The 22446-nt window shown below is 68.1% G+C and carries 23 protein-coding genes; 14 read left to right on the top strand and 9 right to left on the bottom strand.

What is annotated here, in order from left to right; translation table 11 throughout:
- The first annotated feature begins 3 nt into the window (after positions 1-3).
- The 3 genes from rsmA to PIB44_RS06900 are packed head-to-tail and all read left to right on the top strand — an operon-like array spanning position 4 to position 3053.
- A complete protein-coding gene (gene rsmA, locus PIB44_RS06910; RefSeq protein ID WP_278070851.1) occupies positions 4-816 on the top strand; it encodes a 16S rRNA (adenine(1518)-N(6)/adenine(1519)-N(6))-dimethyltransferase RsmA in 813 nt (270 codons plus the stop codon).
- Positions 813-1970: a pyridoxal phosphate-dependent aminotransferase gene (locus tag PIB44_RS06905; RefSeq protein ID WP_278070850.1), complete on the top strand. Its 1158-nt coding sequence runs from the start codon at positions 813-815 to the stop codon at positions 1968-1970. The genes rsmA and PIB44_RS06905 overlap by 4 nt, the downstream gene beginning before the upstream one ends.
- 36 nt (positions 1971-2006) lie before the next feature.
- The gene (locus tag PIB44_RS06900; RefSeq protein ID WP_278070849.1) at positions 2007-3053 is read left to right on the top strand and encodes a L,D-transpeptidase family protein; all 1047 of its coding nucleotides are present in this window, start codon (positions 2007-2009) and stop codon (positions 3051-3053) included.
- Here the strand turns inward: PIB44_RS06900 and PIB44_RS06895 are convergent.
- The 8 genes from PIB44_RS06895 to fabD form a co-directional block, all read right to left on the bottom strand.
- On the bottom strand, positions 3050-3502 hold the full coding sequence (locus PIB44_RS06895) for a nucleoside deaminase (RefSeq protein ID WP_278070848.1): 453 nt from the start codon (positions 3500-3502) through the stop codon (positions 3050-3052). The two genes, PIB44_RS06900 and PIB44_RS06895, sit on opposite strands and share 4 nt — an antisense overlap.
- A gap of 5 nt (positions 3503-3507) precedes the next feature.
- Complete coding sequence (gmk, locus tag PIB44_RS06890) at positions 3508-4149, bottom strand: guanylate kinase (RefSeq protein ID WP_025976711.1); 642 nt, start codon at positions 4147-4149, stop codon at positions 3508-3510.
- On the bottom strand, positions 4139-5029 hold the full coding sequence (locus PIB44_RS06885) for a YicC/YloC family endoribonuclease (RefSeq protein ID WP_278070847.1): 891 nt from the start codon (positions 5027-5029) through the stop codon (positions 4139-4141). The genes gmk and PIB44_RS06885 overlap by 11 nt, the downstream gene beginning before the upstream one ends.
- Positions 5026-6231, bottom strand: a complete 1206-nt coding sequence (mltG, locus tag PIB44_RS06880) for an endolytic transglycosylase MltG (protein WP_278070846.1) — start codon at positions 6229-6231, stop codon at positions 5026-5028. Before mltG ends, PIB44_RS06885 begins: the two co-directional genes overlap by 4 nt.
- 1 nt (position 6232) lies before the next feature.
- The gene (gene fabF / locus PIB44_RS06875) at positions 6233-7513 is read right to left on the bottom strand and encodes a beta-ketoacyl-ACP synthase II (RefSeq protein WP_278070845.1); all 1281 of its coding nucleotides are present in this window, start codon (positions 7511-7513) and stop codon (positions 6233-6235) included.
- A gap of 118 nt (positions 7514-7631) precedes the next feature.
- Entirely contained in the window at positions 7632-7871 is a 240-nt protein-coding gene (locus tag PIB44_RS06870) for an acyl carrier protein (protein WP_003165440.1), read from the bottom strand.
- A gap of 186 nt (positions 7872-8057) precedes the next feature.
- A complete protein-coding gene (fabG, locus tag PIB44_RS06865) occupies positions 8058-8798 on the bottom strand; it encodes a 3-oxoacyl-[acyl-carrier-protein] reductase (protein WP_025976707.1) in 741 nt (246 codons plus the stop codon).
- A 106-nt stretch (positions 8799-8904) separates the two neighbouring features.
- Entirely contained in the window at positions 8905-9849 is a 945-nt protein-coding gene (gene fabD, locus PIB44_RS06860) for an ACP S-malonyltransferase (RefSeq protein ID WP_278070844.1), read from the bottom strand.
- A gap of 269 nt (positions 9850-10118) precedes the next feature.
- Here fabD and rpsF point away from each other — a divergent pair, with 269 nt between their 5' ends.
- From rpsF to alr, 8 genes are all read left to right on the top strand, one after another.
- The gene (rpsF, locus tag PIB44_RS06855; protein ID WP_024353035.1) at positions 10119-10496 is read left to right on the top strand and encodes a 30S ribosomal protein S6; all 378 of its coding nucleotides are present in this window, start codon (positions 10119-10121) and stop codon (positions 10494-10496) included.
- Positions 10497-10507: 11 nt separating this feature from the next.
- On the top strand, positions 10508-10783 hold the full coding sequence (gene rpsR / locus PIB44_RS06850) for a 30S ribosomal protein S18 (protein ID WP_003167100.1): 276 nt from the start codon (positions 10508-10510) through the stop codon (positions 10781-10783).
- Between the two features lies 1 nt (position 10784).
- Positions 10785-11369, top strand: a complete 585-nt coding sequence (gene rplI, locus PIB44_RS06845) for a 50S ribosomal protein L9 (protein ID WP_025976705.1) — start codon at positions 10785-10787, stop codon at positions 11367-11369.
- A 388-nt stretch (positions 11370-11757) separates the two neighbouring features.
- The gene (locus PIB44_RS06840; protein ID WP_278070843.1) at positions 11758-14202 is read left to right on the top strand and encodes a TonB-dependent receptor plug domain-containing protein; all 2445 of its coding nucleotides are present in this window, start codon (positions 11758-11760) and stop codon (positions 14200-14202) included.
- 180 nt (positions 14203-14382) lie between these two features.
- Complete coding sequence (locus tag PIB44_RS06835; protein ID WP_025976703.1) at positions 14383-14757, top strand: hypothetical protein; 375 nt, start codon at positions 14383-14385, stop codon at positions 14755-14757.
- A gap of 49 nt (positions 14758-14806) precedes the next feature.
- Complete coding sequence (locus PIB44_RS06830; RefSeq protein WP_278070842.1) at positions 14807-15208, top strand: hypothetical protein; 402 nt, start codon at positions 14807-14809, stop codon at positions 15206-15208.
- A gap of 120 nt (positions 15209-15328) precedes the next feature.
- Positions 15329-16834 carry a replicative DNA helicase gene (locus PIB44_RS06825; protein ID WP_278070841.1) on the top strand — a complete coding sequence of 502 codons (1506 nt, stop codon included), beginning with the start codon at positions 15329-15331 and terminating at the stop codon, positions 16832-16834.
- 220 nt (positions 16835-17054) lie between these two features.
- Positions 17055-18104, top strand: coding sequence for an alanine racemase (alr, locus tag PIB44_RS06820; protein WP_278070840.1), 1050 nt, complete (start codon positions 17055-17057; stop codon positions 18102-18104).
- Between the two features lie 28 nt (positions 18105-18132).
- Here alr and PIB44_RS06815 read toward each other — a convergent pair whose 3' ends face one another.
- Positions 18133-18750, bottom strand: a complete 618-nt coding sequence (locus PIB44_RS06815) for a Yip1 family protein (protein ID WP_278070839.1) — start codon at positions 18748-18750, stop codon at positions 18133-18135.
- A 161-nt stretch (positions 18751-18911) separates the two neighbouring features.
- Between PIB44_RS06815 and radA the strand changes: the two genes are divergently transcribed.
- From radA to purF, 3 genes are all read left to right on the top strand, one after another.
- Positions 18912-20285: a DNA repair protein RadA gene (radA, locus tag PIB44_RS06810; protein ID WP_025976698.1), complete on the top strand. Its 1374-nt coding sequence runs from the start codon at positions 18912-18914 to the stop codon at positions 20283-20285.
- Between the two features lie 37 nt (positions 20286-20322).
- Positions 20323-20859, top strand: a complete 537-nt coding sequence (locus PIB44_RS06805) for a CvpA family protein (RefSeq protein ID WP_278070838.1) — start codon at positions 20323-20325, stop codon at positions 20857-20859.
- Between the two features lie 81 nt (positions 20860-20940).
- Positions 20941-22446 carry an amidophosphoribosyltransferase gene (purF, locus tag PIB44_RS06800; protein ID WP_278070837.1) on the top strand — a complete coding sequence of 502 codons (1506 nt, stop codon included), beginning with the start codon at positions 20941-20943 and terminating at the stop codon, positions 22444-22446.

Below are 22446 nucleotides of genomic sequence, written 5' to 3'. Positions count from 1 at the left end.
CTCGTGACCGATCATCTGCCCTCCCTGCGTGAAACGCTCGACGCTCACGGCCTGTCGGCCAAGAAGAGCTTCGGCCAGCACTTCCTGCTGGACCTCAACGTCACGCGCAAGATCGTCCGCTACGCCGGACCGTTCGACGGCCGCGCCGTCATCGAGGTCGGCCCCGGCCCCGGCGGCCTGACCCGCGCCCTGCTGGAAAGCGACGCGGGCAAGGTGGTCCTGGTCGAGAAGGACCCTCGCTTCATCCCCCTGCTGTCCGAACTGGACGACGGCTCGGGCCGCCTGACCATCGTCGAGGCCGACGCCCTGAAGGTGAAGGAAGCCGAACTGGTCGAGGGGCCGGCGCATCTGGTCTCCAACCTGCCCTACAACGTAGGCACCCCGCTGCTGATCAAATGGCTGACGGGGCCGTGGACGCCGTGCGCCCTCACCCTGATGTTCCAGAAGGAAGTCGCCGAACGCGTGGTGGCCCAGCCCGGCGAGGACGCCTATGGCCGTCTGGCCGTCATCACCCAGGCCGTGGCCGAGGCGCGCATCGTCATGCACCTGCCCGCCGCCGCCTTCACCCCGCCGCCCAAGGTGGCCTCGGCCGTGGTGCATCTGGTACCCTTGGCCGAGCGCCCCGCCCCCGACCGCCTGAAGCGGCTGGAACGGGTCACGGCGGCCGCCTTTGGCCAGCGTCGCAAGATGCTGCGCTCCAGCCTGAAACAACTCGGCGGCGCCGCCCTGTGCGAAGCCGCTGGAATCGAACCCGACGCCCGCGCCGAGACCATCGACGTGGCGGGCTTCCTCAGATTGGCCGACGCTTTGACATGACAGTAGAAATCCAACCCTTCCGCGCCATCGCCATCAGCCGCATCGCCCATGAGATGAAGGCCCAAGGCCAGTCGGTCATCCACATGGAGTTCGGCCAGCCCTCGACCGGCGCGCCTGCGCCCGCCCTGGCTGAGGCGCACCGCGTGATCGACGCCGAAGCGGGCGGCTATTGGGAAAGCCCCCTGCTGCGCGCCCGCGTGGCCAAGCTGTACAAGGACCGCTACGGCGTCGAGATCGACCCCGAGCGCGTCATCATGACGGCCGGCGCCTCGCCCGCCCTGGTGGTGGCGCTCAACATGCGCTTCGCCCCCGGCGACCGCGTGGCCATCGCCCGCCCCGGCTACGTCGCCTATCGCAACACGATGAAGGCCCTGCACATCGTCCCGCAGGAGATCGACTGCGGCGCCGACGTGCGCTTCCAGCTGACAGCCAAAGCCCTGCGCGACCTGGACCCGGCGCCCCAGGGCGTCATCATCGCCAGCCCCGCCAACCCGACCGGCACCGTCATCGCCGAGGACGAGCTGAAGGCCATCGTCGAGGTCTGCCGCGAGCGCAACATCAGCATCATCTCGGACGAGATCTATCACGGCATCACCTACGGCCACGACACGCCCTGCATGCTGCAGTTCGACGACAAGGCCATGATCGTGAACAGCTTCTCCAAATACTGGAGCATGGCGGGCTGGCGCCTGGGCTGGCTGATCCTGCCGGAAGAAGAGGTCCAGCAGGCCCGCGCGCGCATGGGCAACATGTTCCTGACGCCGCCGACGCTCAGCCAGTTCGCCGGCCTGGCCGCCATGGACTGCGAGGAAGAGCTGGAAGCCAACATCGACGTCTATCGCGCCAACCGCGAGCTGATGCTGAAGGCCCTGCCCGCGATGGGCCTGCGCTCGATCGCGCCGCCGGACGGCGCCTTCTACATCTATGCGGACATCGGCCACCTGACCAACGACAGCATGGCCTTCTGCGAGAAGCTGGTTCGCGAAACCGGCGTCGCCACGGCGCCCGGCGTCGACTTCGACCCGGTCAACGGCCACCGCTTCATCCGCTTCAGCTTCGCCGTCTCGACGCCCGAGATCGAAGACGCGCTCAGCCGGCTGAAGCCCTTCTTCGCCGCCCGCACCGAAGAGGCGCAGGAACAGCACACAGCGTAAGGACGTTCGACAAGTCCCGGACCCTTCGGAGCTTTCATGTCGAAATTGCGCCTCGCCGCCTCTGCCCTGCCCTTCATCGCGGCCGCCCTGGCGGCCTGCGGCTCCCCGGCTGAAACGCCCAAGCCGCAGCAGCCGCCGGCGTCGGCCCAACCCCCGGCGCCCGCCGCCCTGACCCGCGACGCCGTCGAGAGCGCCGTGTTCGAGGCCGCCCCCGCGCCCGTCGAGGGCCAGCCCGCCCGTCCCGACGCGGCGACGGCGCGCGCGCAGATCCTGCTGGACCGCGCCAACTTCTCGCCGGGCGTGATCGACGGTCTGGGCGGCGACAACACCCGCCAGGCCATCGCCGCCTTCGAGAAAGCCGCCGGCCTGCCGCAGGACGGGGTGCTGGACGCCGAGGTCTTTCGCCGCCTGACGGCAGGCGACGACGGCCGCGTCCTGACCGACTACACCATCACCGCCGCTGATCTCAGCGGCCCCTTCATCGGACAGGTTCCGGCGAATCTGGCCGATATGGCCAAGTTGAAGACCGTCGGCTACGCGACCCCGCTGGAGATGCTGGCCGAGAAGTTCCACATGACCGAGGGCCTGCTGCAGGCGCTCAACCCCGGCGTCGACTTCGCCAAAGCGGGTCAGACCATCGTCGTGGCCGCTGTCGCCCAGACCGATCTGGCGGCCGAGGTGGCCCATATCGTCGTGGACAAGGCCGAGCGCTCGGTGCGGGTCTATGACGCGGCGGACAAGCTGCTGGCCTTCTATCCCGCCACCATCGGCAGTTCGGCGCGCCCGGCGCCCTCGGGCGAAGTGACGGTGGTCGGCGTCGCGCCCGAGCCGAACTACACCTACGACCCCGACCGGGTCAGCTATGACCGGGGCGACCGCAAGGTCATCGTGCCGCCGGGGCCGAACAATCCGGTGGGATCGGTGTGGATCGACCTGTCGCGCGATACCTACGGCATCCACGGCACGCCGGACCCGTCCAAGGTCGGCAAGACCTTCTCCAGCGGCTGCGTGCGCCTGACCAACTGGGACGCCGAACAACTGGCCTCAAAGGTAAAGCCGGGCGTGCGCGTGACCTTCCGCTAGGCGCCGTAAAGCTCCGCCGCCGTCCGCCCCGGCACGTCCAGTTGCGTCAGCGGCAACGGCGGCGGGTCCAGCCTCACGCCCAGGGCCTGATAGGTCACCGCGCTGGAGAAGCCGTAGGGCTCTGCGTCCGCATTGCTGAAGGCGTACCAGACGGCGCTGACCCGCGTCATCACCGCCGCCGCCAGGCACATCGGGCAGGGGTGGCCGCTGGCGTAGAGAACAGCGCCCGTCAGGTCCACGCCGCCCAGCGCCGGCCCCGCCTGACGCAGGGCCTCCATCTCGGCGTGGGAACTCGGGTCGCAGGTCGCCAGCATCCGGTTGACGCCGGTCGCGACCACCGCCCCGTCCTTGACCAGGACCGCGCCGAACGGCCGCCCGCCGGCCTGGACGTTCTCCAGCGCCAGATCGACGGCCTGGGCCAGCCAGCGACGGTGTTCGGCGTCGTTCATGGGCGTCAGACCACTTCCTTCAACAGCGCCGCCTTATAGCCGTCGACCCACAGGTTGCGGCGGCGGCAGCTGCGCTCGGCGTGGTAGATGTGGGCCAGCTCGGCGTAGGACCGATCAAAGTCCTCATTGACCAGCACATAGTCGAACTCGTCGCAGTGCTCGATCTCGCCCTTGGCGTTGGCGACGCGGCGCTCGATCACGTCCTCGGCGTCCTGAGAGCGCGTCACCAGACGGCGGCGCAGTTCCTCAAGGCTGGGCGGCAGGATGAAGACCCGCACGGCGTCGCCGGGGCATTTGGCGGCCACGTCGCGGGCGCCCTGCCAGTCGATGTCGAACAGGACGTCGCGGCCTTCGGCCAGCGCGCGCTCGACGGGGGCGCTGGGGCTGCCGTAGCGGTTGCCGTGCACATCGGCCCATTCCAGGAAGGCGTCGGCGTCGATCAGACGCTGGAATTCCTCGGCGGAGACGAAGTTGTAGTCGCGCCCGTCCACCTCGCCCGGACGGATGTCGCGGGTCGTCATGGAGACCGACAGCTCCAGCCCCTTGTGGTCAGCCATCAGGCGGCGGCACAGCGAGGTCTTTCCGGCCCCCGACGGGCTGGCCACGATCAATAGGACGCCACGGCGGGGAGTGCGGTTATTCGACATTCTGAACTTGTTCTCGAAGCTGTTCGACGACGGCCTTCAACTCCAGGCCGATTCCAGTGAGCGCGGTCGTAGCGGATTTCGAACAGAGGGTGTTCGCCTCACGCATGAATTCCTGCATCAGGAAGTCGAGTTTTCGACCGGCGGGGGGTTGCTGCAACAGTGCGCGGGCCGAGGCGACGTGGGCCGTCAGCCGGTCCAGTTCCTCGCGCACGTCGGCCTTGGTCGCCAGCGCCGCGGCCTCGAGGAAGACCCGCTCGTCCAGGCCCGGCGCGTCGGGCGCCAGTTCGCTGATCCGGCGGGTGAAGCGGTCGCGGATGGCCTCGACCTGAGCCGACGCCTCAAGCTCGGCGCGCGCGACCAGGGCCTCGATGGTCCCGACGAAGTCGTGGATCACCGGCGCCAACTGCTCGCCCTCGCGCTGGCGCGACGCTTTCAGCGCATCCAGCGCCTGCTCGACGGTGGCGGCCATGGAGCTTTCCAAGGCGGCGCGGCCTTCCGCGTCCTCATCCTCTTCGGCGACCTCGATGACCCCGCGCAGGGCCAGCAGGCCGTCAGCGGAGGGCGCAGTGGCCCCCTCCTGCGCCAACTGGTTGGCCAGCCGCAGATAGGTCGCCAGCACCGCCTCATTGACGCGCGGCGCGGGCTCGAACCCCTCGGCTCGCTTGGCCTGCAGGCCCAGCGTCACCTGGCCCCGGTTCAGGCGCGCCTGCGCCGCCGCCTTTGCCAGCCGCTCCAGATTGTCAAAGCCGCCGGGCCCGCGAAAGCGCGTCTCCAGCGACCGCCCGTTGACCGAACGCGCCTCGACCGTCCAGGTCCAGCCGTCCAGCCCGCCGTCGGCCCGGCCGAAGCCGGTCATGCCGCAGATATGACTTCCGCTCATCGTCCGGCCTCCGTCGGCACGCGAATGATCTTGGCGCCGGGCGGGATGGCGATGGCCGGCGCGGCCTCGTCCGTCATCGGCGCGGGCGAGGTTTCCGGCGCGCCTTGGCCCGGAGCCAGGCCGGCCTTGCGGCGCTCGATCTCGCGCCAGCGGGCCACGTTCAGCAGATGCTCCTGATAGGTGCGGGCGAAGACGTGGCCGCCCGTGCCGTCGGCGACGAAGAAGATGTATTCCGAACGCGGCGGGTTCAGCACGGCCTTCAGCGCCTCTTCGCCCGGATTGGCGATGGGCGTCGGCGGCAGGCCGTCGATCAGATAGGTGTTCCACGGCGTCGGCTTACGCAGCTCCGACAGCAGGATGCCGCGCCCCAGCGGCCGCCCCTTGGTCACGCCGTAAACGATGGTCGGGTCGCTCTCCAGCCGCATCCCCAGCCGCAGCCGGTTGGTGAAGACGGCCGCCACCTGGGGCCGTTCGGAGGCGATGCCCGTCTCCTTCTCGACGATGGAGGCCAGAATGACCGCCTCTTCGGGCGTCGTCACCACCGTGGCGGGCGAGCGGGCGGCCCACAGGGTCTCCAGCTTGGTCTTGGCGGCGCGCTGCATCCGGGCGACCACGGCGGCGCGGGTTTCGCCGCGCGTGACTTCATAGGTCTCGGGCCACAGGCTGCCCTCGGGCGGAACCTCGACCTCGCCGGTCAGGACCGGCTGCTTCATCAGGATGTCGACCGCCTGGGCGCTGGACCAGCCCTCGGGCAGGGTCACGTAGTGGCGCACCGATTTTCCATCGACCAGCAGGCCCACCACCGTCGCCAGAGAGGCGCCCGACGGCACCTCATATTCGCCCGCACGGATTTTGCGGTCGGCGCCGGTCAGGCTGATCGCCGCACGAAACAGGTCGGTCGAGCGGATCACCCCCGCCGATTTCAGATTCGCCGCAATGGCCGGAACGCCCGCCCCGGACGGCAGGGTGACGATAGTCGCCTCCCCTTGCGCCGCCCTCGGTCCCGGCCCCCAGTAGATGGCCCAGAACGCCACCAGCGCCGCGACCAGAAACAAGCCCAGCGTCCCGGCGGCGGTGATCAGGCCGACGCCCAATCCTGTCTTGGAGCCGGAACGACCGCCTCCGCCCCCGCTTCCCTTTTTCGGAACGCGCGACTTGGGAATGCGAACCTTGGGGGTGCGGCGGGACGGAGCCTTGGCCAAGTCAGTCGACCTTCTTGAAGATCACAGAGGCGTTGGTGCCGCCGAAGCCGAAGCTGTTGGACATGGCGACATCGATCTTCCTGGCCTTGCCCTTGTGCGGGACCAGGTCGATCGGCGTCTCCATCTCCGGATCGTCCAGGTTGATGGTCGGCGGCGCCATCTGGTCGCGGATGGCCAGGACCGAGAAGATGCTCTCGATCGCCCCGGCGGCGCCCAGCAGGTGCCCCGTCATCGACTTGGTCGAAGACACGGCCAGGTCCTTGGCGTGGTCGCCGACCAGCCGCTCGACGGCCTTCAGCTCGATCCAGTCGGCCATGGTCGAGGTGCCGTGGGCGTTGACGTAGTCCAGGTCGGACGGCTGCATCCCGGCCCGCTTCAGCGCCGCCTTCATGGCCCGCAGGCCGCCGTCGCCGTCTTCCGACGGGGCGGTGATGTGATAGGCGTCGCCGCTCATGCCGTAGCCGACGACCTCGGCGTAGATCTTGGCGCCGCGCGCCTTGGCGTGTTCGTATTCCTCCAGAACCATGACGCCTGCCCCCTCGCCCATGACGAAGCCCGCATGACCCCGGTCATAGGGCCGCGAGGCCTTCTCCGGCGTGTCGTTATAGGCGGTGCAAAGGGCCTTGCAGGCCAGGAAGCCGGCGATGCCGATCGGCACGACCGAGCTCTCGGCCCCGCCCGCCACCATGACGGCCGCGTCGCCCAGGGCGATCATCCGGGCCGCGTCGCCGATGGCGTGGGCGCCGGTGGCGCAGGCGGTGACGACCGAGTGGTTCGGTCCCTTCAGGCCGTGGCGGATCGAAATCTGGCCCGACGCCAGGTTGATCAGGGCCGAGGGGATGAAGAAGGGGCTGACGCGGCGGACGCCCTGTTCCTTCAGGATGATGGCCGTGTCGGCGATGGGACCCAGGCCGCCGATGCCCGAACCGACCATGACGCCGGTCGCTTCCTTGTCGTCTTCCGTTTCCGGCTTCCAGTTCGCATCGGCCAACGCCTCGTCGGCGGCGGCGATGGCGTACAGGATGAAGTCGTCGACGCGCTTGCGGTCCTTGGCGGACATCACCTGATCAGGATCAAAGACGCCGGGCTGGCCCGCCTCGCCGCCGCCGCGCCCGTCGACGCTGGGCACCTCGCCCGCGATGGTGCAGCCGTAGCCCTCGGTGTCGAAGGCGGTGATCGGACGGATGCCCGAGCGGCCTTCAAGAATGCCCTTCCAGACGTGCTCGACGCCCGTGCCCAGAGGCGTGACCAGGCCGAGGCCCGTGATGACGACGCGGCGCATGGTTCGCGCTCCTTCTTGGTCAGAATCGTAACCAGAAACACTAATGGCCGCCGGACGGTCCCGCTAGGGGTCCGTCACGGCGGCCATCAGCTGGTAAGTGCGACGAATCGCAGCCGGATCAGGCGGCCAGCTTCTCGTCGATGAACTTCACCGCGTCGCCGACGGTCTGGATGTGCTCAGCGGCGTCATCCGGGATTTCGACGTCGAATTCTTCTTCGAAGGCCATGACCAGTTCGACGTTGTCGAGCGAGTCAGCGCCCAGGTCGTCGATGAAGGAAGCCTTCTCGGTGACCTTGTCCGGATCGGCGTCCAGGTGGTCGATCACGATCTTGCGGACGCGTTCGAGGGTGTCGGACATGAGTGTCTCTCTTGCCTGTTTGAAATCGCCGTGATGGCGGGTCGTGGGTTGTTTCGCCGTGTCACGGCTGCCTGCCGGGATCAAGCCTCAATGAGACTCACCCCCGAAAGACGTCCGTGCCCTTTAGCACAGGGTGCGGAAGTGGAAATAGTCTGTTGCGCGTCGTGATGACACTTCACGCTGCGATCAAATCATCGCCATGCCGCCGTTAACGTGCAGCGTCTGGCCCGTCACATAGCCCGCTTCATCCGACGCCAGATAGACGGCGGCCGAGGCGATTTCGTCGCCTTCGCCCAGGCGCCCGGCCGGAATCTTGGTCAGGATGGCTTCGCGCTGCTGGTCGTTCAGCACGTCGGTCATCGGCGAAGCGATGAAGCCCGGCGCGATGCAGTTGACCGTGATCCCGCGCGAGCCGACTTCCTGGGCCAGCGACTTGGAAAAGCCGATCATCCCGGCCTTGGAGGCGCAATAGTTGGTCTGACCGGGGTTGCCGGTGACGCCGACCACCGAGGTGATGCCGATGATGCGGCCCGAACGGCGCTTCATCATCCCCTTCACCGCCGCGCGGGTCAGGCGGAAATAGCTTTCGAGGTTGATCTGGATGACGGACTGGAAGTCCTCGTCCTTCATCCGCATCAGCAGGCCGTCCTTGGTGATGCCCGCGTTGGCGACCAGGATGTCCAGCGGCGCGCCGGCGGCTTCCTCGGCGCGCGCGACCAGACCGTCGACCGATTCCGCGTCCGACAGGTTGGCGGCGGCGAAGAAGGCGCGCTCGCCCAGCTCCTTGGCCAGATCAGCCAGCACGGCTTCACGCGTGCCCGACAGGACGACGGTCGCGCCTTGCGCGTGCAGGGCGCGGGCGATGGCCCCGCCGATGCCGCCGGTCGCGCCAGTCACGAGGGCGGTCTTTCCTGAAAGATTGAACATTGAAATCTCCGCTCATCCCCGCGGAGGCGGGGACCTAGGCTTTAGCTTCAAGCGCCGCATCTCGTTCCCAAAGAACTGGGTCCCGCCTCCGCGGGGAAGAGCGGCTTCAGATGGATTTCGCGAAGGCTTCCAGCTCTTCGGCCGTGTTCAGCGCCAGGGCCTCGGCGTCAGGAGCGATGCGCTTGGCCATGCCGGTCAGCACCTTGCCCGAGCCGACCTCGACGAAGCGGGTCACGCCGCCTTCAGACGCCATCCACTCCATGCTCTCGCGCCAGCGCACGCGGCCCGTGACCTGCTCGACCAGCAGGCGGCGGATGACCTCGGCGTCAGTTTCCGGGCGAGCGGTGACGTTGGCGACCACAGGCACGACGGGCGCCACGATCTTCGCGTCCGCCAGGGCGGCAGCCATCTCGTCCGCTGCAGGCTGCATCAGCGGGCAGTGGAACGGCGCCGAGACGTTCAGCGGAATGGCGCGCGCGCCCAGTTCCTTGGCCTTCTCGATGGCCAGATCCACGGCGGCCTTGTCGCCCGAGATGACGACGTTGCCCTTGTTGTTGTCGTTGGCGACGACGCAAACGCCAGCGGCCGAACCGGCCTTGGCGGCTTCTTCAGCCAGCGCCAGGTCGGTCTTGGGGCCGATCAGCGAGGCCATCGCGCCCTTGCCTACCGGCACGGCGCGCTGCATGGCCTGGCCGCGCAGCTTCAGCAGGCGGGCGGTGTCCGACAGGCTGATCGCGCCCGCCGCCGCCAGGGCCGAATATTCGCCCAGCGAGTGACCGGCGACGAAGGCGGCGCGCCCCACGTCGACGCCGAACTCGACCTTCAGCACGCGCGCCGTAGCGACCGACACGGCCATCAGGGCCGGCTGGGCGTTCTCGGTCAGGGTCAGCTGATCGTCCGGCCCTTCGCGCATCAGCTCGAACAGCTTCTGGTTCAGGGCGTCATCCACCTCGGCGAAGACCTCGCGCGCGCTGGCGAAGGCCTCCGACAGGGCGACGCCCATGCCCACCGACTGGCTGCCCTGACCGGGAAAGAGAAGCGCGAGGCTCATCCGGGATCGTCCGTCATCCGTTGAATCAAGCCGCGAGGGGTAGGCGAATCCCTCCCCTACGGCAAGAAGAAGGGCGGACGGACGCGCCGCTCGCCGCGCCCGCGCCTTGCCCTTTCACAAGTTTTCCCGTATAGGCGCGCCCTTTCCAGGGCTTCGGTCCTGCTGCGGAACGTCAAAGGGCCGGGAAACTCCCGTCCGCCGCATCAGGAGCCATCGTGGACGAACTCCCCGGTTCGCTCGCGCCGATGTCCGCCAAGGGAGAATACCGCATGGCTCTTTACGAGCACACGGTCATGACGCGCCAGGATATCTCGGCGCAACAGGCCGAAGCGCTGAACGACACCATCAAGGCTCTGATCGAAGAGGGCGGCGGCTCCGTCGCCAAGATCGAGTACTGGGGTCTGCGCAACCTGACCTACCGGGTCAAGAAGAACCGCAAGGCTCACTATTCGCTGATGGCCGTCGACTGCCCGCCGGCCGCCATGGCCGAAGTCGAGCGCCAGCTGTCGATCAACGAAGACGTGCTGCGCTGGCTGACCATCCGCGTCGAGGAACTCGACCTGGAGCTGTCGCCCCTGCTGGCTCGCCGCGAACGCGAGCGTGACCGCAGCGCCCCGCGCGGCGAAGACGCCGCGGCTTCGGAATAAGGAACCGGATCATGACCGATACGACTGCCCCCATCCCGGGCGCTCCGGCCGGCTCCGGCCCGGCCCGTCGCCCCTTCTATCGTCGCCGCAAGGTGTGCCCGTTCTCGGGCGCCAACGCGCCGAAGATCGACTACAAGGACGTGAAGCTGCTGCAGCGTTACGTCTCCGAACGCGGCAAGATCGTGCCCTCGCGCATCACCGCCGTTTCCGCCAAGAAGCAACGCGAACTGGCCAAGGCCATCAAGCGCGCCCGCTACCTGGCCCTCCTGCCGTACGTGGTGAAGTAAGATGAAGGTCGTTCTGCTGGAACGCGTCGAGAACCTCGGCGCCATCGGCGACGTCGTCACCGTCAAGGACGGCTTCGCCCGTAACTACCTTCTGCCGCGCGACAAGGCTCGTCGCGCCACCGAAGCCAACCTGAAGGCCTTCGAAATCGAGCGCGTCGCCATCGAGCAGCGCAACGAGAAGAACAAGGCGGACGCTCAGAAGATCGCCGACAAGATCGACGGTCAGAGCTACGTCATGATCCGTCAGGCTGGCGAAACCGGCCAGCTGTACGGCTCGGTCGCCGGCCGCGACGTCGCTGAGGCCGTTCGCGCCGAAGGCGGCAAGGTCGAGCGTTCGCAGGTCGTGCTGAACACGGCGATCAAGACGCTGGGCGTCCACGAGGTGCTGGTCCGCCTGCACCCCGAGGTCTCGGCCACCGTCAAGATCAACATCGCCCGTTCGGCCGACGAAGCCGAGCGTCAGGCCAAGGGCGAGGACGTGATCCGCAGCCAGTTCGACGACGAGCGTCAAGCTGCTGATCAGGCCGCTCAGGAGCTGCTGGAAGGCGGCGCCGGCCAACAGGAAGGCTTCGGCGACGAAGCCTGATCCTGTCGCTTCGGCGAGATGATCCAGGGGCGCTTCCGCAAGGAAGCGCCCCTTTTTCTTTGCCCGGGCCCTGCCCTGCCGACAGGACGGGGCCGTCGCCTACCCTTAGCTTTTCTAACTAAGCCGTGAAGTAATCTCGATACCGCACGCCGTCTTCGCGCCGCAGTATCGCCGCGCCTCGCCACATTCGACGCGCCGGAGCCGCCATGCCTTCAGTCCAGCCCTGCCCGACCCCGGGAGCCGCGTTCGCAGGCCGCTCCCTGTCGCGATTGTGACTGATTTCGGCCCTCGGAAACTTCTCGTTAGCCTTACCGACGCAGGCTTGGACCGTCGCGCTTTCAGTATGCGGCGCTTTCCCCGCGTCCAACCAGAAAAGCTGATCTCTCCCATGACCATCGCATCGTTCCGCCCCCCCGCCCTTCTGGCCGCCGCGTCCAGCGCCGCCCTCCTGATCGCCGGCGCCGCCCAGGCCCAGACCACGCCCGACAACGCCACCTCAGTGGACGACATCGTCGTCACCGGCACCCGCGTCGCCAACCGCACCCGCCTGGACACGGTCGCCCCCGTCGATGTGGTCACCGCCGAGGCGCTGGAACAGCGCGGCACGACCGAACTGGCGGCCCAGTTGGCGGCGACGGTCCCGGCCCTGAACTTCCCCCGCCCGTCGGCGACCGACGGCACGGACTCCATCCGCCCGGCCACCCTGCGCGGTCAGGGCCCCGACCAGACCCTGGTTCTGGTCAACGGCCTGCGCCGCCATCAGACCGCCCTGGTCAACCTGAACGGCTCGGTCGGGCGCGGCTCGTCCGCCGTCGATCTCAACGCCATTCCGTCCACGGCTATCGAGCGTATCGAGGTCCTGCGCGACGGCGCGGCGGCCCAATACGGCTCTGACGCCATCGCCGGGGTCATCAACCTGCGCCTGCGCGAAGCCCGCGAAGGCGGCGGCGCCAGCGTGACCTACGGCTCCTACGTCACCGACTTCACCGGCTTCTACGGCCGCGAAGGCGACATCCGCGACGGCGACACCGTCACCGTCTCGGCCTGGCAGGGCTTCGGCCTGGGCCAGGACGGCTTCCTGACCGCCTCGGTGGAGTACCGCGACCGCGACAGCACGAACCGCTCCGACATCAATCCGACGCTCGGACGGATCACCGGCGGTCAGGGCGACGCGGCGGTCGAGGATATTTCGGCTTACCTGAATGCAGGCCTGCCGCTGGGTAACGGCTGGGAGGCCTATGGCTGGGCCGGGTATCAGCAGCGCGACGCCTCGGCGGCCGCCTTCTATCGCACCCCGACCGACAACGCCCAGAACCCCGACTACGGTTCGGGGCGCAAATACCCGAACGGCTATCTGCCCTACATCCTGACCGACACCACCGACTGGACCGCTGCAGGCGGTCTGCGCGGCGAAGCCGGCGGCTGGGCCATCGACGTCAACCTGGGCTACGGCTCGAACAAGATCGAGTTCGGCGCCGAAAACACCATGAACCCGACCTATGGGATCAACGGCCAGACCTCGTTCGACGCCGGTTCGCTGGAATACGGCCAGCTGGTGTTCGGCGCCGACGCCGCGCGCCAGTTCGATCTGGGCTGGGCCGGTCCGCTGAACGTCGCCTTCGGTCTGGAGGCGCGCCGCGAAACCTACAAGATCGGCGCGGGCGAAGAAGCCTCCTATGCCCGAGGCCCGGTCCTGACGGCGAGCGGCACGACGCTGAACTGGGGCTCGCGCGGCTTCACCGGCTTCACGCCCAGCAATGAAATCGACGAGGACCGCAGCAACGTCGGCGTCTATCTGGATCTGGAAGGCGAGGTCATCGAGAACCTGACCCTGTCCGGCGCCCTGCGTTACGAGAACTATTCGGACTTCGGCGACAACGTCTCAGGCAAGATCGCGGGCCGCTACGACTTCAACCCGCACTTCGCCGTCCGGGGCGCGGTCTCGACCGGCTTCCGCGCGCCCAGCCTGCAACAGCAGTATTACACCCAGACCGCCGTCCTCTATATCAACAACGTTCCTTATGAGACCGGCACCTATCCGTCGGTCAGCCCCGTCGGTCTGGCGCTCGGCGGCACGGCGCTGGAGGCCGAAACCTCGGTCAACTATTCGCTGGGCTTCGTCGTGCGTAACGGCCCGTTCGAGCTGACGGCCGACGCCTATCGCATCGACATCGACGACCGGATCATCCTGTCCGAGACCCTGACGGGCAGCAACACCGCCGCGCCGGGCAGCAACGCCAAGACCATCTTCGACCTGCTGGCCCCCTATGGAGCCACGGCGGCGCGCTTCTTCATCAACGGGGTCGACACCGAAACGACCGGCCTGGACGTCGTGGCCCGCTACCGCGCCGAAACCTCGGTCGGTCACCGCCTGGACTTCACCCTGGCGAGCAACGTCAACGACTTCAAGGTGACCAAGACGCCGATGACGCAGACCGGCGTCCTGCCGACGCCGACGTCCCTGTTCGGGCGTCAGGCGGTCACCCGCTTTGAAGAAGGCACGCCGCCATGGAAGGTCGTCTTCCAGACGGACTGGGAGGCGCAACGTCTGGGCGGCACCTTCCGCCTGACCGGCTATGGCGACATTCTGGCCGCCGGCGCGACCGAAGCCACCGACCTGCAACTGGGCGACGCCCTGGTGGCGGATGTCGAGGCCCGCTACCGCTTCAATGATCGCGTCACCGTCTCGATCGGCGCCGACAACATCCTGGACCAGTATCCGCGCCAGAGCCTGCGGGAGAACAACACGACCGGCGCCTTCCCCTTCTCCAACTTCTCGCCCTACGGCTTCAACGGCCGCTTCGTTTACGGGCGACTGGCGGTGAAGTGGTGATCGCGGCACAGCGCGCGTCCGAAGGCTTCCCCTCCAGCCTTTGAGCCTGCCTGTCTCGTCGGGCGCGGCGTGCATCGCCGCCGCCGCGCCTGACAAAAACTTAATGCACGACGGCGTTCGACGGGCATGGTTCCGCCGCAAGCGGCACGTTAGGCTTCCCCGTCCCTCGAGAGGAAAGCCATGAAAGCCGCTGCATTCGCCGTCGTCGCCGCCCTGGCTCTGTCCGCCCTGCCGGGAGCCGCCGCCGCCATGTCGGTTCAGGAGTTCCTGACCTCGGCCAACCGCATCCCGCGCAATCCGACCGCCCTGCTGCGGTCGGACACGCGGCGGCTGATGAATGAGATAGGCGGGGCCTTCAAGGCCGTGCGCGACGATCAGGCCGCCGCCAGGGCCGCCGGCCGTCGCCCCGCGACCTGCATCCCCGAAGGCAAGATCAGCCTGTCGGCAGAGCAGATCCTGGCCCGCTTCAACGCCATCCCCGCCCAGCGGCGCAACATCAGCGTCAATCAGGCCGTCCGCGAATGGATGGGCGAACGTTATCCCTGCCCGGCCTGACAGGCGCCCGCACTTGCACGGCGGCGTCGGCGAGCGCATTTATCGCCTCATGTCGCGTTTCGTTCCCGCCCTCATCGCCGCGCCGCTGGCTTCGGCGGCGCTGTTCGCCGCCGCTCCCACGGCCCAGGCCCAGTCGTCCGACATGACGGTCCAGCAGTTTATGACCATCGGCCAGAACATCCCGCGCAACCGCGCCGTGGCCATGATGCGGCCCGACACCCGTCGCCTGATCCGCGAAGTCACCGGCGCCGTCAGCACGGTGAAGGCCGAGCAGGCCTCGGCCGTCTCGGCGGGGCGCCGCCCGGCCCACTGCATCCCCGCCTCCGGCACCGGCATTACGCCTGAGACGCTCGTCGCCCGCTTCGAGACCATGCCCGAGACGCGGCGTCGCGTCACCGTGACCCAGGCCGTGCGCGACTGGATGGTCGAGCGCTACCCCTGCCGTAACTGACGCCCCCGCGCTGATCCGACAGTGGTTTTCCGCGCCCGTCCACAGGCGCAGGCGACTGTCCACGACCACGACCGCGCCCGTGTCTGACGCAGGGCGCGCCTATGGCTATTGATGATGTCGATGAACGCCTTCGCTCCCCTGCCCTATGATTCCGCCGACGACCCCGTGCAGGTGTCGTCCATGCCCCACAACCTGGAGGCGGAACAGGCCCTGCTGGGCTCGCTGATGTTCGACAACGCCGTGTTCGAGCGCCTGTCGGACCGACTGCGCGGCAGCCATTTCTACGAGCCCTTTCACCAGCGCCTGTTCGACGCGATCGAGGACCATATCCGGCAGGGCCTGCTGGCCGAGCCGACTATCCTGATGGAGCGGTTCAAGCAGGACCCGGCTTTCCAGGAGTTCGGCGGCCTGCGCTATCTCGCCGACCTGGTGGACCGTGCGCCGCCCGCGGCCAACGCCCCCGACTACGCCCGCGTCGTCTATGATCTGGCCCTGCGCCGCGAGCTGATCCGCATCGGCGGCGAGATCATCAAGGAGGCGCCCAACCCCGAGACGCCCGCCGACGAACAAATCGAACAGGCCGAACAGACGCTGTATTCCCTGGCCGAGACGGGCAAGCCGTCGTCGGGCTTCGTGTCCTTCTCGCAGGCGCTGTCGGGCGCCGTCGAAATGGCGGGCGAGGCCTATCAGCGCGAGGGCAAGCTGGCGGGCCTGGCCACCCGTCTGGACGATCTGGACCAGAAGCTGGGCGGCCTGCACCCCTCCGACCTCCTGATCCTCGCCGGCCGTCCGTCGATGGGTAAGACGGCGCTGGCGACCAACATCGCCTTCAACGTGGCGCGCAACTATCGCTGGGAGCCGACGCCGGACGGCGGGCGCAAGACCGTGGACGGCGGCGTGGTCGCCTTCTACTCGCTGGAAATGAGCGCCGAACAGCTGGCCATGCGTATCCTGGCCGATGCGTCGGGCGTGTCCTCGGACAAGCTGCGTAAGGGCGAGATCGACGCCTCGGACTTCGGCAAGATTCGCGACGCCGCCATCGAGATCGGCGAAAGCCCGCTCTACATCGACGCCACCGGCGGCCTGTCCATCTCCAAGCTGGCGGCGCGCGCACGCCGGCTGAAGCGGATGGAAAACGGTCTGGACCTGATCGTGGTCGACTACCTCCAGCTCGTCACCACTGGCGACAGCGGCGGCCAGAAGAACCGGGTGCAGGAAGTCTCCGAAATCACCGGCGGCCTGAAGGCGCTGGCCAAGGAGCTGAACGTCCCCATCATCGCCCTGTCGCAGCTGTCGCGTCAGGTCGAGCAGCGCGAGGACAAGCGGCCGCAACTGTCCGACCTGCGGGAATCGGGCTCGATCGAGCAGGACGCCGACTGCGTCATGTTCGTCTATCGCGAAAGCTACTACCTGGGCCGCGCCGAGCCGCGCGAAGGCACCGAAGAACACCTGAAGTGGCAGGAAGACATGGACCGCCTGCAGCACCAGGCCGAGGTGGTCATCGGCAAGCAACGTCACGGCCCCATCGGCATCGTAAAGCTGGCGTTCGATTCCAACACCACCCGCTTCGGCAACCTGGCCCACGACGGCCGCTACGGCGGCGCCTATGCGGATATCCCGGAGTAGGGCGAGGCGTCGCCCCTCGCCCCTACGCGCGCCATCTCGCCCCCCCAATCTCCGTCATCCTCGGGCTTGACCCGAGGATCGAGCGCAGGGCGCGCTCGGCCTTTTCCAATGTCGCGCAGGCGGACAGCCCGATCCTCGGGTCAAGCCCGAGGATGACGATGGGGAAGCCTTGGAGCAAAACCCGGTAGCGCCGCCTGAGCGGCGGCCTATAACCCTTTTCATGACCTCCCCCGCCCTTGCTCCCGCCGTCCTCAACGTCGATCTGGACGCGCTCGCCCGCAACTATCGCACGCTTGAAACCGTGACCGGCCGTCCCGTCAATCCGGTCGTGAAGGCCGACGGCTACGGCTTGGACGCCGCCGCCGTGGCGCGTCGACTGATGGCCGAGGGCGCGCGCACCTTCTTCGTCGCCCGCGCGGCCGAGGGCGTGCGTCTGCGCGAGGCCATCGGGCCCGAGCCGGTCATCTACATTCTGGACGGTTGCCACGGCGATGGGGCCGCCATGCTCAAGGCCTCGAACCTGCGGCCCGTCATCAACCACCCGACCCAGCTTCAGACCTGGCAGGCGGCGGGCGGCGGCGCCTGCGCCCTGCAACTGGACACCGGCATGAACCGGCTGGGCTTCCGCGTCGAGGACGCGCCTGAACCGTTCGAGGGCCTCGAACTGGTGATGACCCACCTGGCCTGCGCCGACGAACCGTCGAACCCGCTGAACCGCGTCCAGCGCGACGCCTTCGCCGCGGCGGTCCAGCGCTATCCTGGCGTCACGCGCTCCTTCGCCAACTCGGGCGGCTGCTTCCTGGGACCGGACTTCGCCTTCGACGTGGTGCGGCCGGGCATCTGCCTGTACGGCGGCGGGCCGGAAGGCCGCCCGCACGAGAAGATCGCCCCCGTCGCCAGCCTGATCGCCCAGGCGGTGCAGGTGCGCGACGTGCCGGCCGGCGAAACGGTCGGCTATTCGCAGGGTTACAAGGCGGAAAGGCCCATGCGCGTGGCGACCTGCGGCGCCGGCTACGCCGACGGCGTGCTGCGCTCCTACAGCCCCAGGGGACAGGTCTTCATCGCGGGCGAGATGCGGCCGATCATCGGCCGGGTGTCGATGGACGTGCTGGCCGTCGACGTGACCGGCCTGGACGTCACGGCGGGCGATCCGGTCGAGATCTACGGCGCCAACCGCCTGATCGACGACGCGGCTGCGGCGGCCGGGACCATCAGCTATGAGTTGCTGACCTCGATCACCCCGCGCGTGCCGCGCGTCTACAAGGGCTGAGGCGCACCGCCCCAGCCCTCTCTCTGACTCAGCTCAGCGCGAAAGCGGCGGCGCCCAGGCCGACGATGGCGAAGCTGGCGATCACCGCCGCGATCAGCGACCAGACGATGGCCCACAGGATGATGGCCGCCACGACGACGACGATGGTGTAGCCCAGCGCCTTCTCGACCGTCGTCTTCATCAGCACCGGCAGGCCCAGATACATCAGGTAGAAGCCGTAAAGGCCGATCAGCAAGGCTAGCCAGCCCAGCGTCGGGATGATGTTCAGCACGCCCGCCACCCACATAGGCGTCATGGAATAGACAGCGACCTGCATCGCCTTCACCGGGTTCTTGGTCCCGCCGAAGGTCGGCGCCAGCGCGTCGATGATCATGCCTAGGATGTAGACGCTGATCAGGCTCAGCACATAGCTGAGCGCACCCGCCAGCAGCGGTCCGACCAGACCGCGATGACCGAAGGCGATCTGGCCCACCACGGTCGCCACCGCGGGAATAGCCGCCAGGATGACGGCGTAGTTCGTGAACAGCCCCTTGATGGTGGCGCTCTCGGCGTCGATCACCGGCCATTCGAACTTCGGCCGGGTCAGGATGTATTTGACCCGCGCGACAAGCGACGGATCGACGGCGGGGGGATTTTCCAGGGTCATTCGATTTGCCTTCCAGGCGTTGAGTCGGATCACGGCCGTATCATGGCAGAATGACGGCCCTGTGGACGCCAGCGCAACCCCGCCGTCGCCCTATGACAAATTGGGACGCAGCGTGGTCCAACCCGCCTGCCCTCGCCCGTCTGATCTGCTAGGTCTGACACATGGCGCGCGACTCTCTCCTCTTCGTCTGCAAATCCTGCGGGGCGGTTCATTCCAAATGGGCGGGGCAATGCTCGGCCTGCGGCGAGTGGAATGCGCTGGTCGAGGAAACCAAGGCCGCCCCGCCGGGCGCCATGAAGCCCGCCTCGACCGCGCGCGGGCGTGGGGTGCAGTTCGAGACGCTGCAATCCGACACGCCTGAGCCGCCGCGCATCGTCACCGGCGTGACCGAGTTCGACCGCGTCTGCGGCGGCGGCGTGGTGCCCGGCTCGGCCATCCTGCTGGGCGGCGACCCGGGCGTCGGCAAGTCGACCCTGCTGCTGGAAGTCACGGCCAAGGCCGCCCGCAACGGCGCCAAGGTCGCCTATATCTCGGGCGAAGAAGCGATCGAGCAGATCCGCGCCCGCGCCAAGCGCATGGGCGTGGCCGACGCCGAGGTGTCGCTGGCCTCCGCCACGGCGCTGCGCGACATCCTGACGACGCTGAAGCGCGATCCGTTCGACATCGTCATCATCGATTCCATCCAGACGCTGTGGAGCGACGCGCACGACGCCGGTCCCGGCTCCATTACCCAGGTGCGCGCCTGCGCCGCCGAACTGGTGCGGCTGGCCAAGAACGGCGGCCCGGCCATCGTCCTGGTCGGCCACGTCACCAAGGACGGCCAGATCGCCGGGCCGCGCGTGGTCGAGCACATGGTCGACGCCGTGCTCAGCTTCGAGGGCGAGCGCGGCTATCCGTTCCGCATCCTGCGCGCGGGCAAGAACCGTTTCGGCGCCACCGACGAGATCGGCGTGTTCGAGATGGGCGACGCCGGCCTGCGCGAAGTGCCCAACCCCTCGGCCCTGTTCCTGGGCGAAGGCAAGGACCGGGCGCCCGGCGCCGCCGTCTTCGCCGGCATCGAGGGGTCGCGCCCTGTTTTGGTGGAAATACAGGCCCTTGTCGCCCCTTCTGCATACGGCACGCCAAGGCGCGCCGTCGTCGGCTGGGACTCCGGCCGCCTGGCCATGCTGCTGGCGGTGTTGGAGGCGCGCTGCGGTCTGGGGTTCGGAGACAAGGACGTCTATCTGAACGTCGCGGGGGGGATGCGGATCAACGAACCCGCCGCCGATCTGGCCGCCGCCGCCGCCCTGATCTCCTCCGCCCTCGACATGCCTCTGCCGCAGGGCTGCGTCGTCTTCGGCGAGATCGGCCTGTCCGGCGAGGTCCGCGCCGTCGGCCGCGCCGAGGCCCGCCTGCGCGAAGCCCAGAAGCTGGGCTTCGAGCGCGCCCTCGCCCCGCCACAAGCCAACGGCAAGGTGAAGAAGGGCGACGTCGCCCTGACCGTCGTCACCCGCCTGACCGACGCGGTCGAGCGAATCTCTCAGAACCGCTACTAAGGCGCGTTCCCCATCCTTCTTGAGGCCCACAGCGCGCGTGACCGGCTACGACGTCTTCGTGATCCTGGCCCTGCTGGCCTCGGGCGCCGCCGGATGGTTCCGTGGCGGCATGCGCGAGATCACGTCCCTGTTCAGCTTCCTGCTGGCGGCGCTGCTGGCGCTGATCACCCTGCCGTGGACGGCGCCGGTCGGACGTTCTCTGGTCGATCCCGACTGGGCAGGGTCTGTGCTGGCCGTGGGTCTGGTCTTCGTCCTCCTCTATTTCGGCCTGCGCTTTATCGGTTCAGCCATTTCTCAAGGCGCGCGCGGCCATGCGCTGGGCGTGCTGGACCAGACGCTGGGCCTAGGCGTCGGTCTGGTTCGCGCCCTGGCCCTGATCGGCGCGGTCCACCTGATCATTATGGGCGCCATGCAGGACAATCCGCCGCGCTGGCTGTCCGAGGCCGCGACCGCCCCCGTTAGCGAAGGCGCCGCGCGGGCCATACAGATCGTTTTGCCTACCCTCGGAAAGGGCGCCGACGCCCTCACCCCCGTGGTCGGTTCTTCCGTCCGCGAAGGGTTTTCCACCCCTTAAGCCTTGCCCCCGACGCATTCGCAGACTACGTGCGCGTCGCCGCCCATTGAGTTATCTTCCCCCGGTCATCGGAGCCTGACGATGCGCCACCATATCGCCGAACCCGTCGTTCACCGTGAGCATTGGCGTGAGCCGGAGGACGACCAGCTTCGTCTGGAATGCGGCGTCTGCGGGGTCTGGGGGGCGCCGAAAAACGAAGCCTCGTCCATCGTCGCCCTGGGCCTGCACGCCCTGCAGCATCGCGGCCAGGAAGCGTGCGGCATCGCCAGCGTCCACGACGAACTCTTCTATACCGAGCGGCATCAGGGTCTGGTCGGGGAAGCCTTCGGCAACGCCGAGCTGAGCAAGCGCCTGCCCGGCACGGCCGCCATCGGGCACACCCGTTACTCGACCGCAGGCGGCAGCTTCCTGCGCAACATCCAGCCGATGTTCGCCGATCTGGACCAGGGCGGCATCGCCATCGCCCACAATGGCAACCTGACCAATTTCAAATACTTGCACGCGCAACTTGTGCAGGAAGGCGCGATCTTCCAGTCGACCTCGGACTCCGAGGCCATCCTCCACCTGATCGCCCGCAGCCGGAAGGCCAAGATTGTCGACCGCTTCATCGACGCCCTCAGCCGCATCGAGGGCGGTTACGCCCTGATCGCTCAGACGCGGCTGAAGCTGATCGGCGCGCGCGACCCGCTGGGCATCCGCCCGCTGGTGCTGGGCAAGGTCGGCGAGGCCTGGGTGCTGGCGTCCGAAACCTGCGCGCTGGACCTGATCGGCGCCACCTTCGTACGCGATGTCGAGCACGGCGAGGTCGTGGTCATCGACGATGACGGCCTGACCTCGATCAAGCCCTTCGCCGCCCGCGCCGCCCGTCCCTGCCTGTTCGAATACGTCTATTTCGCCCGCCCCGACTCGGTCGTGAACGGCCGCGCCGTCTATGAGGTCCGCAAGGAGATGGGCCGTCGTCTGGCGCGCGAACACGTGGTCGAGGCCGACGTGGTGGTGCCGGTGCCCGATTCCGGCGTTCCCGCCGCCCTCGGCTACGCTCAGGAAAGCGGCCTGCCCTATGAGATGGGCATCATACGCAGCCACTATCTGGGCCGCACCTTCATCCAGCCCAGCCAGGGCGCCCGTCAGAAGGGCGTGCGGATGAAGCACAGCCCCAACCGCGCCGCCCTGGAAGGCAAGCGCGTCGTGCTGATCGACGATTCCATCGTGCGCGGCACCACCTCGCTGAAACTGGTCCGCGCCGTGCGCGCGGCGGGCGCCAAGGAGGTGCACCTGCGCTCCGCCAGCCCGCAGATCCTCTATCCCGACTTCTACGGCATCGACATGCCCGAGCGGTCGCAACTGATGGCCGCCACCCACAGCATGGAAGAGATGCGCGCGGTGCTGGAGGTCGATTCCCTCGGCTTCCTGTCCATCGACGGCCTGTACGACGCCCTGGGCGCCGGGCCGCGCGATCCGGCGAGCCCGCAGTTCACCGACCACTACTTCACCGGCGACTATCCGACCCGCCTGCTGGACCGTGAGATCGAGGAAGGCGGCCGCGATCCGCGCGGGAAGCAACTTTCTCTGCTGGTGACCGCTTAA

This window comes from Brevundimonas sanguinis, from assembly GCF_029636725.1.
In the GTDB taxonomy this organism is placed as follows: domain Bacteria; phylum Pseudomonadota; class Alphaproteobacteria; order Caulobacterales; family Caulobacteraceae; genus Brevundimonas; species Brevundimonas sanguinis.
Note: the sequence above shows the minus strand (reverse complement) of the source record. Positions and strands in the feature narration are given on the sequence as shown.

Excerpts from the sequence above, each read along its gene's own strand:
- radA (WP_025976698.1), top strand. The coding sequence starts at position 18,912 with ATGGCGCGCGACTCTCTCCTCTTCGTCTGCAAATCCTGCGGGGCGGTT.
- gmk (WP_025976711.1), bottom strand. The coding sequence starts at position 4,149 with ATGTCGAATAACCGCACTCCCCGCCGTGGCGTCCTATTGATCGTGGCC.
- fabD (WP_278070844.1), bottom strand. The coding sequence starts at position 9,849 with ATGAGCCTCGCGCTTCTCTTTCCCGGTCAGGGCAGCCAGTCGGTGGGC.
- PIB44_RS06815 (WP_278070839.1), bottom strand. The coding sequence starts at position 18,750 with ATGACCCTGGAAAATCCCCCCGCCGTCGATCCGTCGCTTGTCGCGCGG.
- alr (WP_278070840.1), top strand. The coding sequence starts at position 17,055 with ATGACCTCCCCCGCCCTTGCTCCCGCCGTCCTCAACGTCGATCTGGAC.
- PIB44_RS06905 (WP_278070850.1), top strand. The coding sequence starts at position 813 with ATGACAGTAGAAATCCAACCCTTCCGCGCCATCGCCATCAGCCGCATC.
- PIB44_RS06870 (WP_003165440.1), bottom strand. The coding sequence starts at position 7,871 with ATGTCCGACACCCTCGAACGCGTCCGCAAGATCGTGATCGACCACCTG.
- fabF (WP_278070845.1), bottom strand. The coding sequence starts at position 7,513 with ATGCGCCGCGTCGTCATCACGGGCCTCGGCCTGGTCACGCCTCTGGGC.
- PIB44_RS06840 (WP_278070843.1), top strand. The coding sequence starts at position 11,758 with ATGACCATCGCATCGTTCCGCCCCCCCGCCCTTCTGGCCGCCGCGTCC.
- fabG (WP_025976707.1), bottom strand. The coding sequence starts at position 8,798 with ATGTTCAATCTTTCAGGAAAGACCGCCCTCGTGACTGGCGCGACCGGC.
- PIB44_RS06895 (WP_278070848.1), bottom strand. The coding sequence starts at position 3,502 with ATGAACGACGCCGAACACCGTCGCTGGCTGGCCCAGGCCGTCGATCTG.
- PIB44_RS06885 (WP_278070847.1), bottom strand. The coding sequence starts at position 5,029 with ATGAGCGGAAGTCATATCTGCGGCATGACCGGCTTCGGCCGGGCCGAC.
- rpsF (WP_024353035.1), top strand. The coding sequence starts at position 10,119 with ATGGCTCTTTACGAGCACACGGTCATGACGCGCCAGGATATCTCGGCG.
- rplI (WP_025976705.1), top strand. The coding sequence starts at position 10,785 with ATGAAGGTCGTTCTGCTGGAACGCGTCGAGAACCTCGGCGCCATCGGC.
- PIB44_RS06835 (WP_025976703.1), top strand. The coding sequence starts at position 14,383 with ATGAAAGCCGCTGCATTCGCCGTCGTCGCCGCCCTGGCTCTGTCCGCC.
- purF (WP_278070837.1), top strand. The coding sequence starts at position 20,941 with ATGCGCCACCATATCGCCGAACCCGTCGTTCACCGTGAGCATTGGCGT.
- PIB44_RS06825 (WP_278070841.1), top strand. The coding sequence starts at position 15,329 with ATGAACGCCTTCGCTCCCCTGCCCTATGATTCCGCCGACGACCCCGTG.
- rpsR (WP_003167100.1), top strand. The coding sequence starts at position 10,508 with ATGACCGATACGACTGCCCCCATCCCGGGCGCTCCGGCCGGCTCCGGC.
- PIB44_RS06900 (WP_278070849.1), top strand. The coding sequence starts at position 2,007 with ATGTCGAAATTGCGCCTCGCCGCCTCTGCCCTGCCCTTCATCGCGGCC.
- PIB44_RS06830 (WP_278070842.1), top strand. The coding sequence starts at position 14,807 with ATGTCGCGTTTCGTTCCCGCCCTCATCGCCGCGCCGCTGGCTTCGGCG.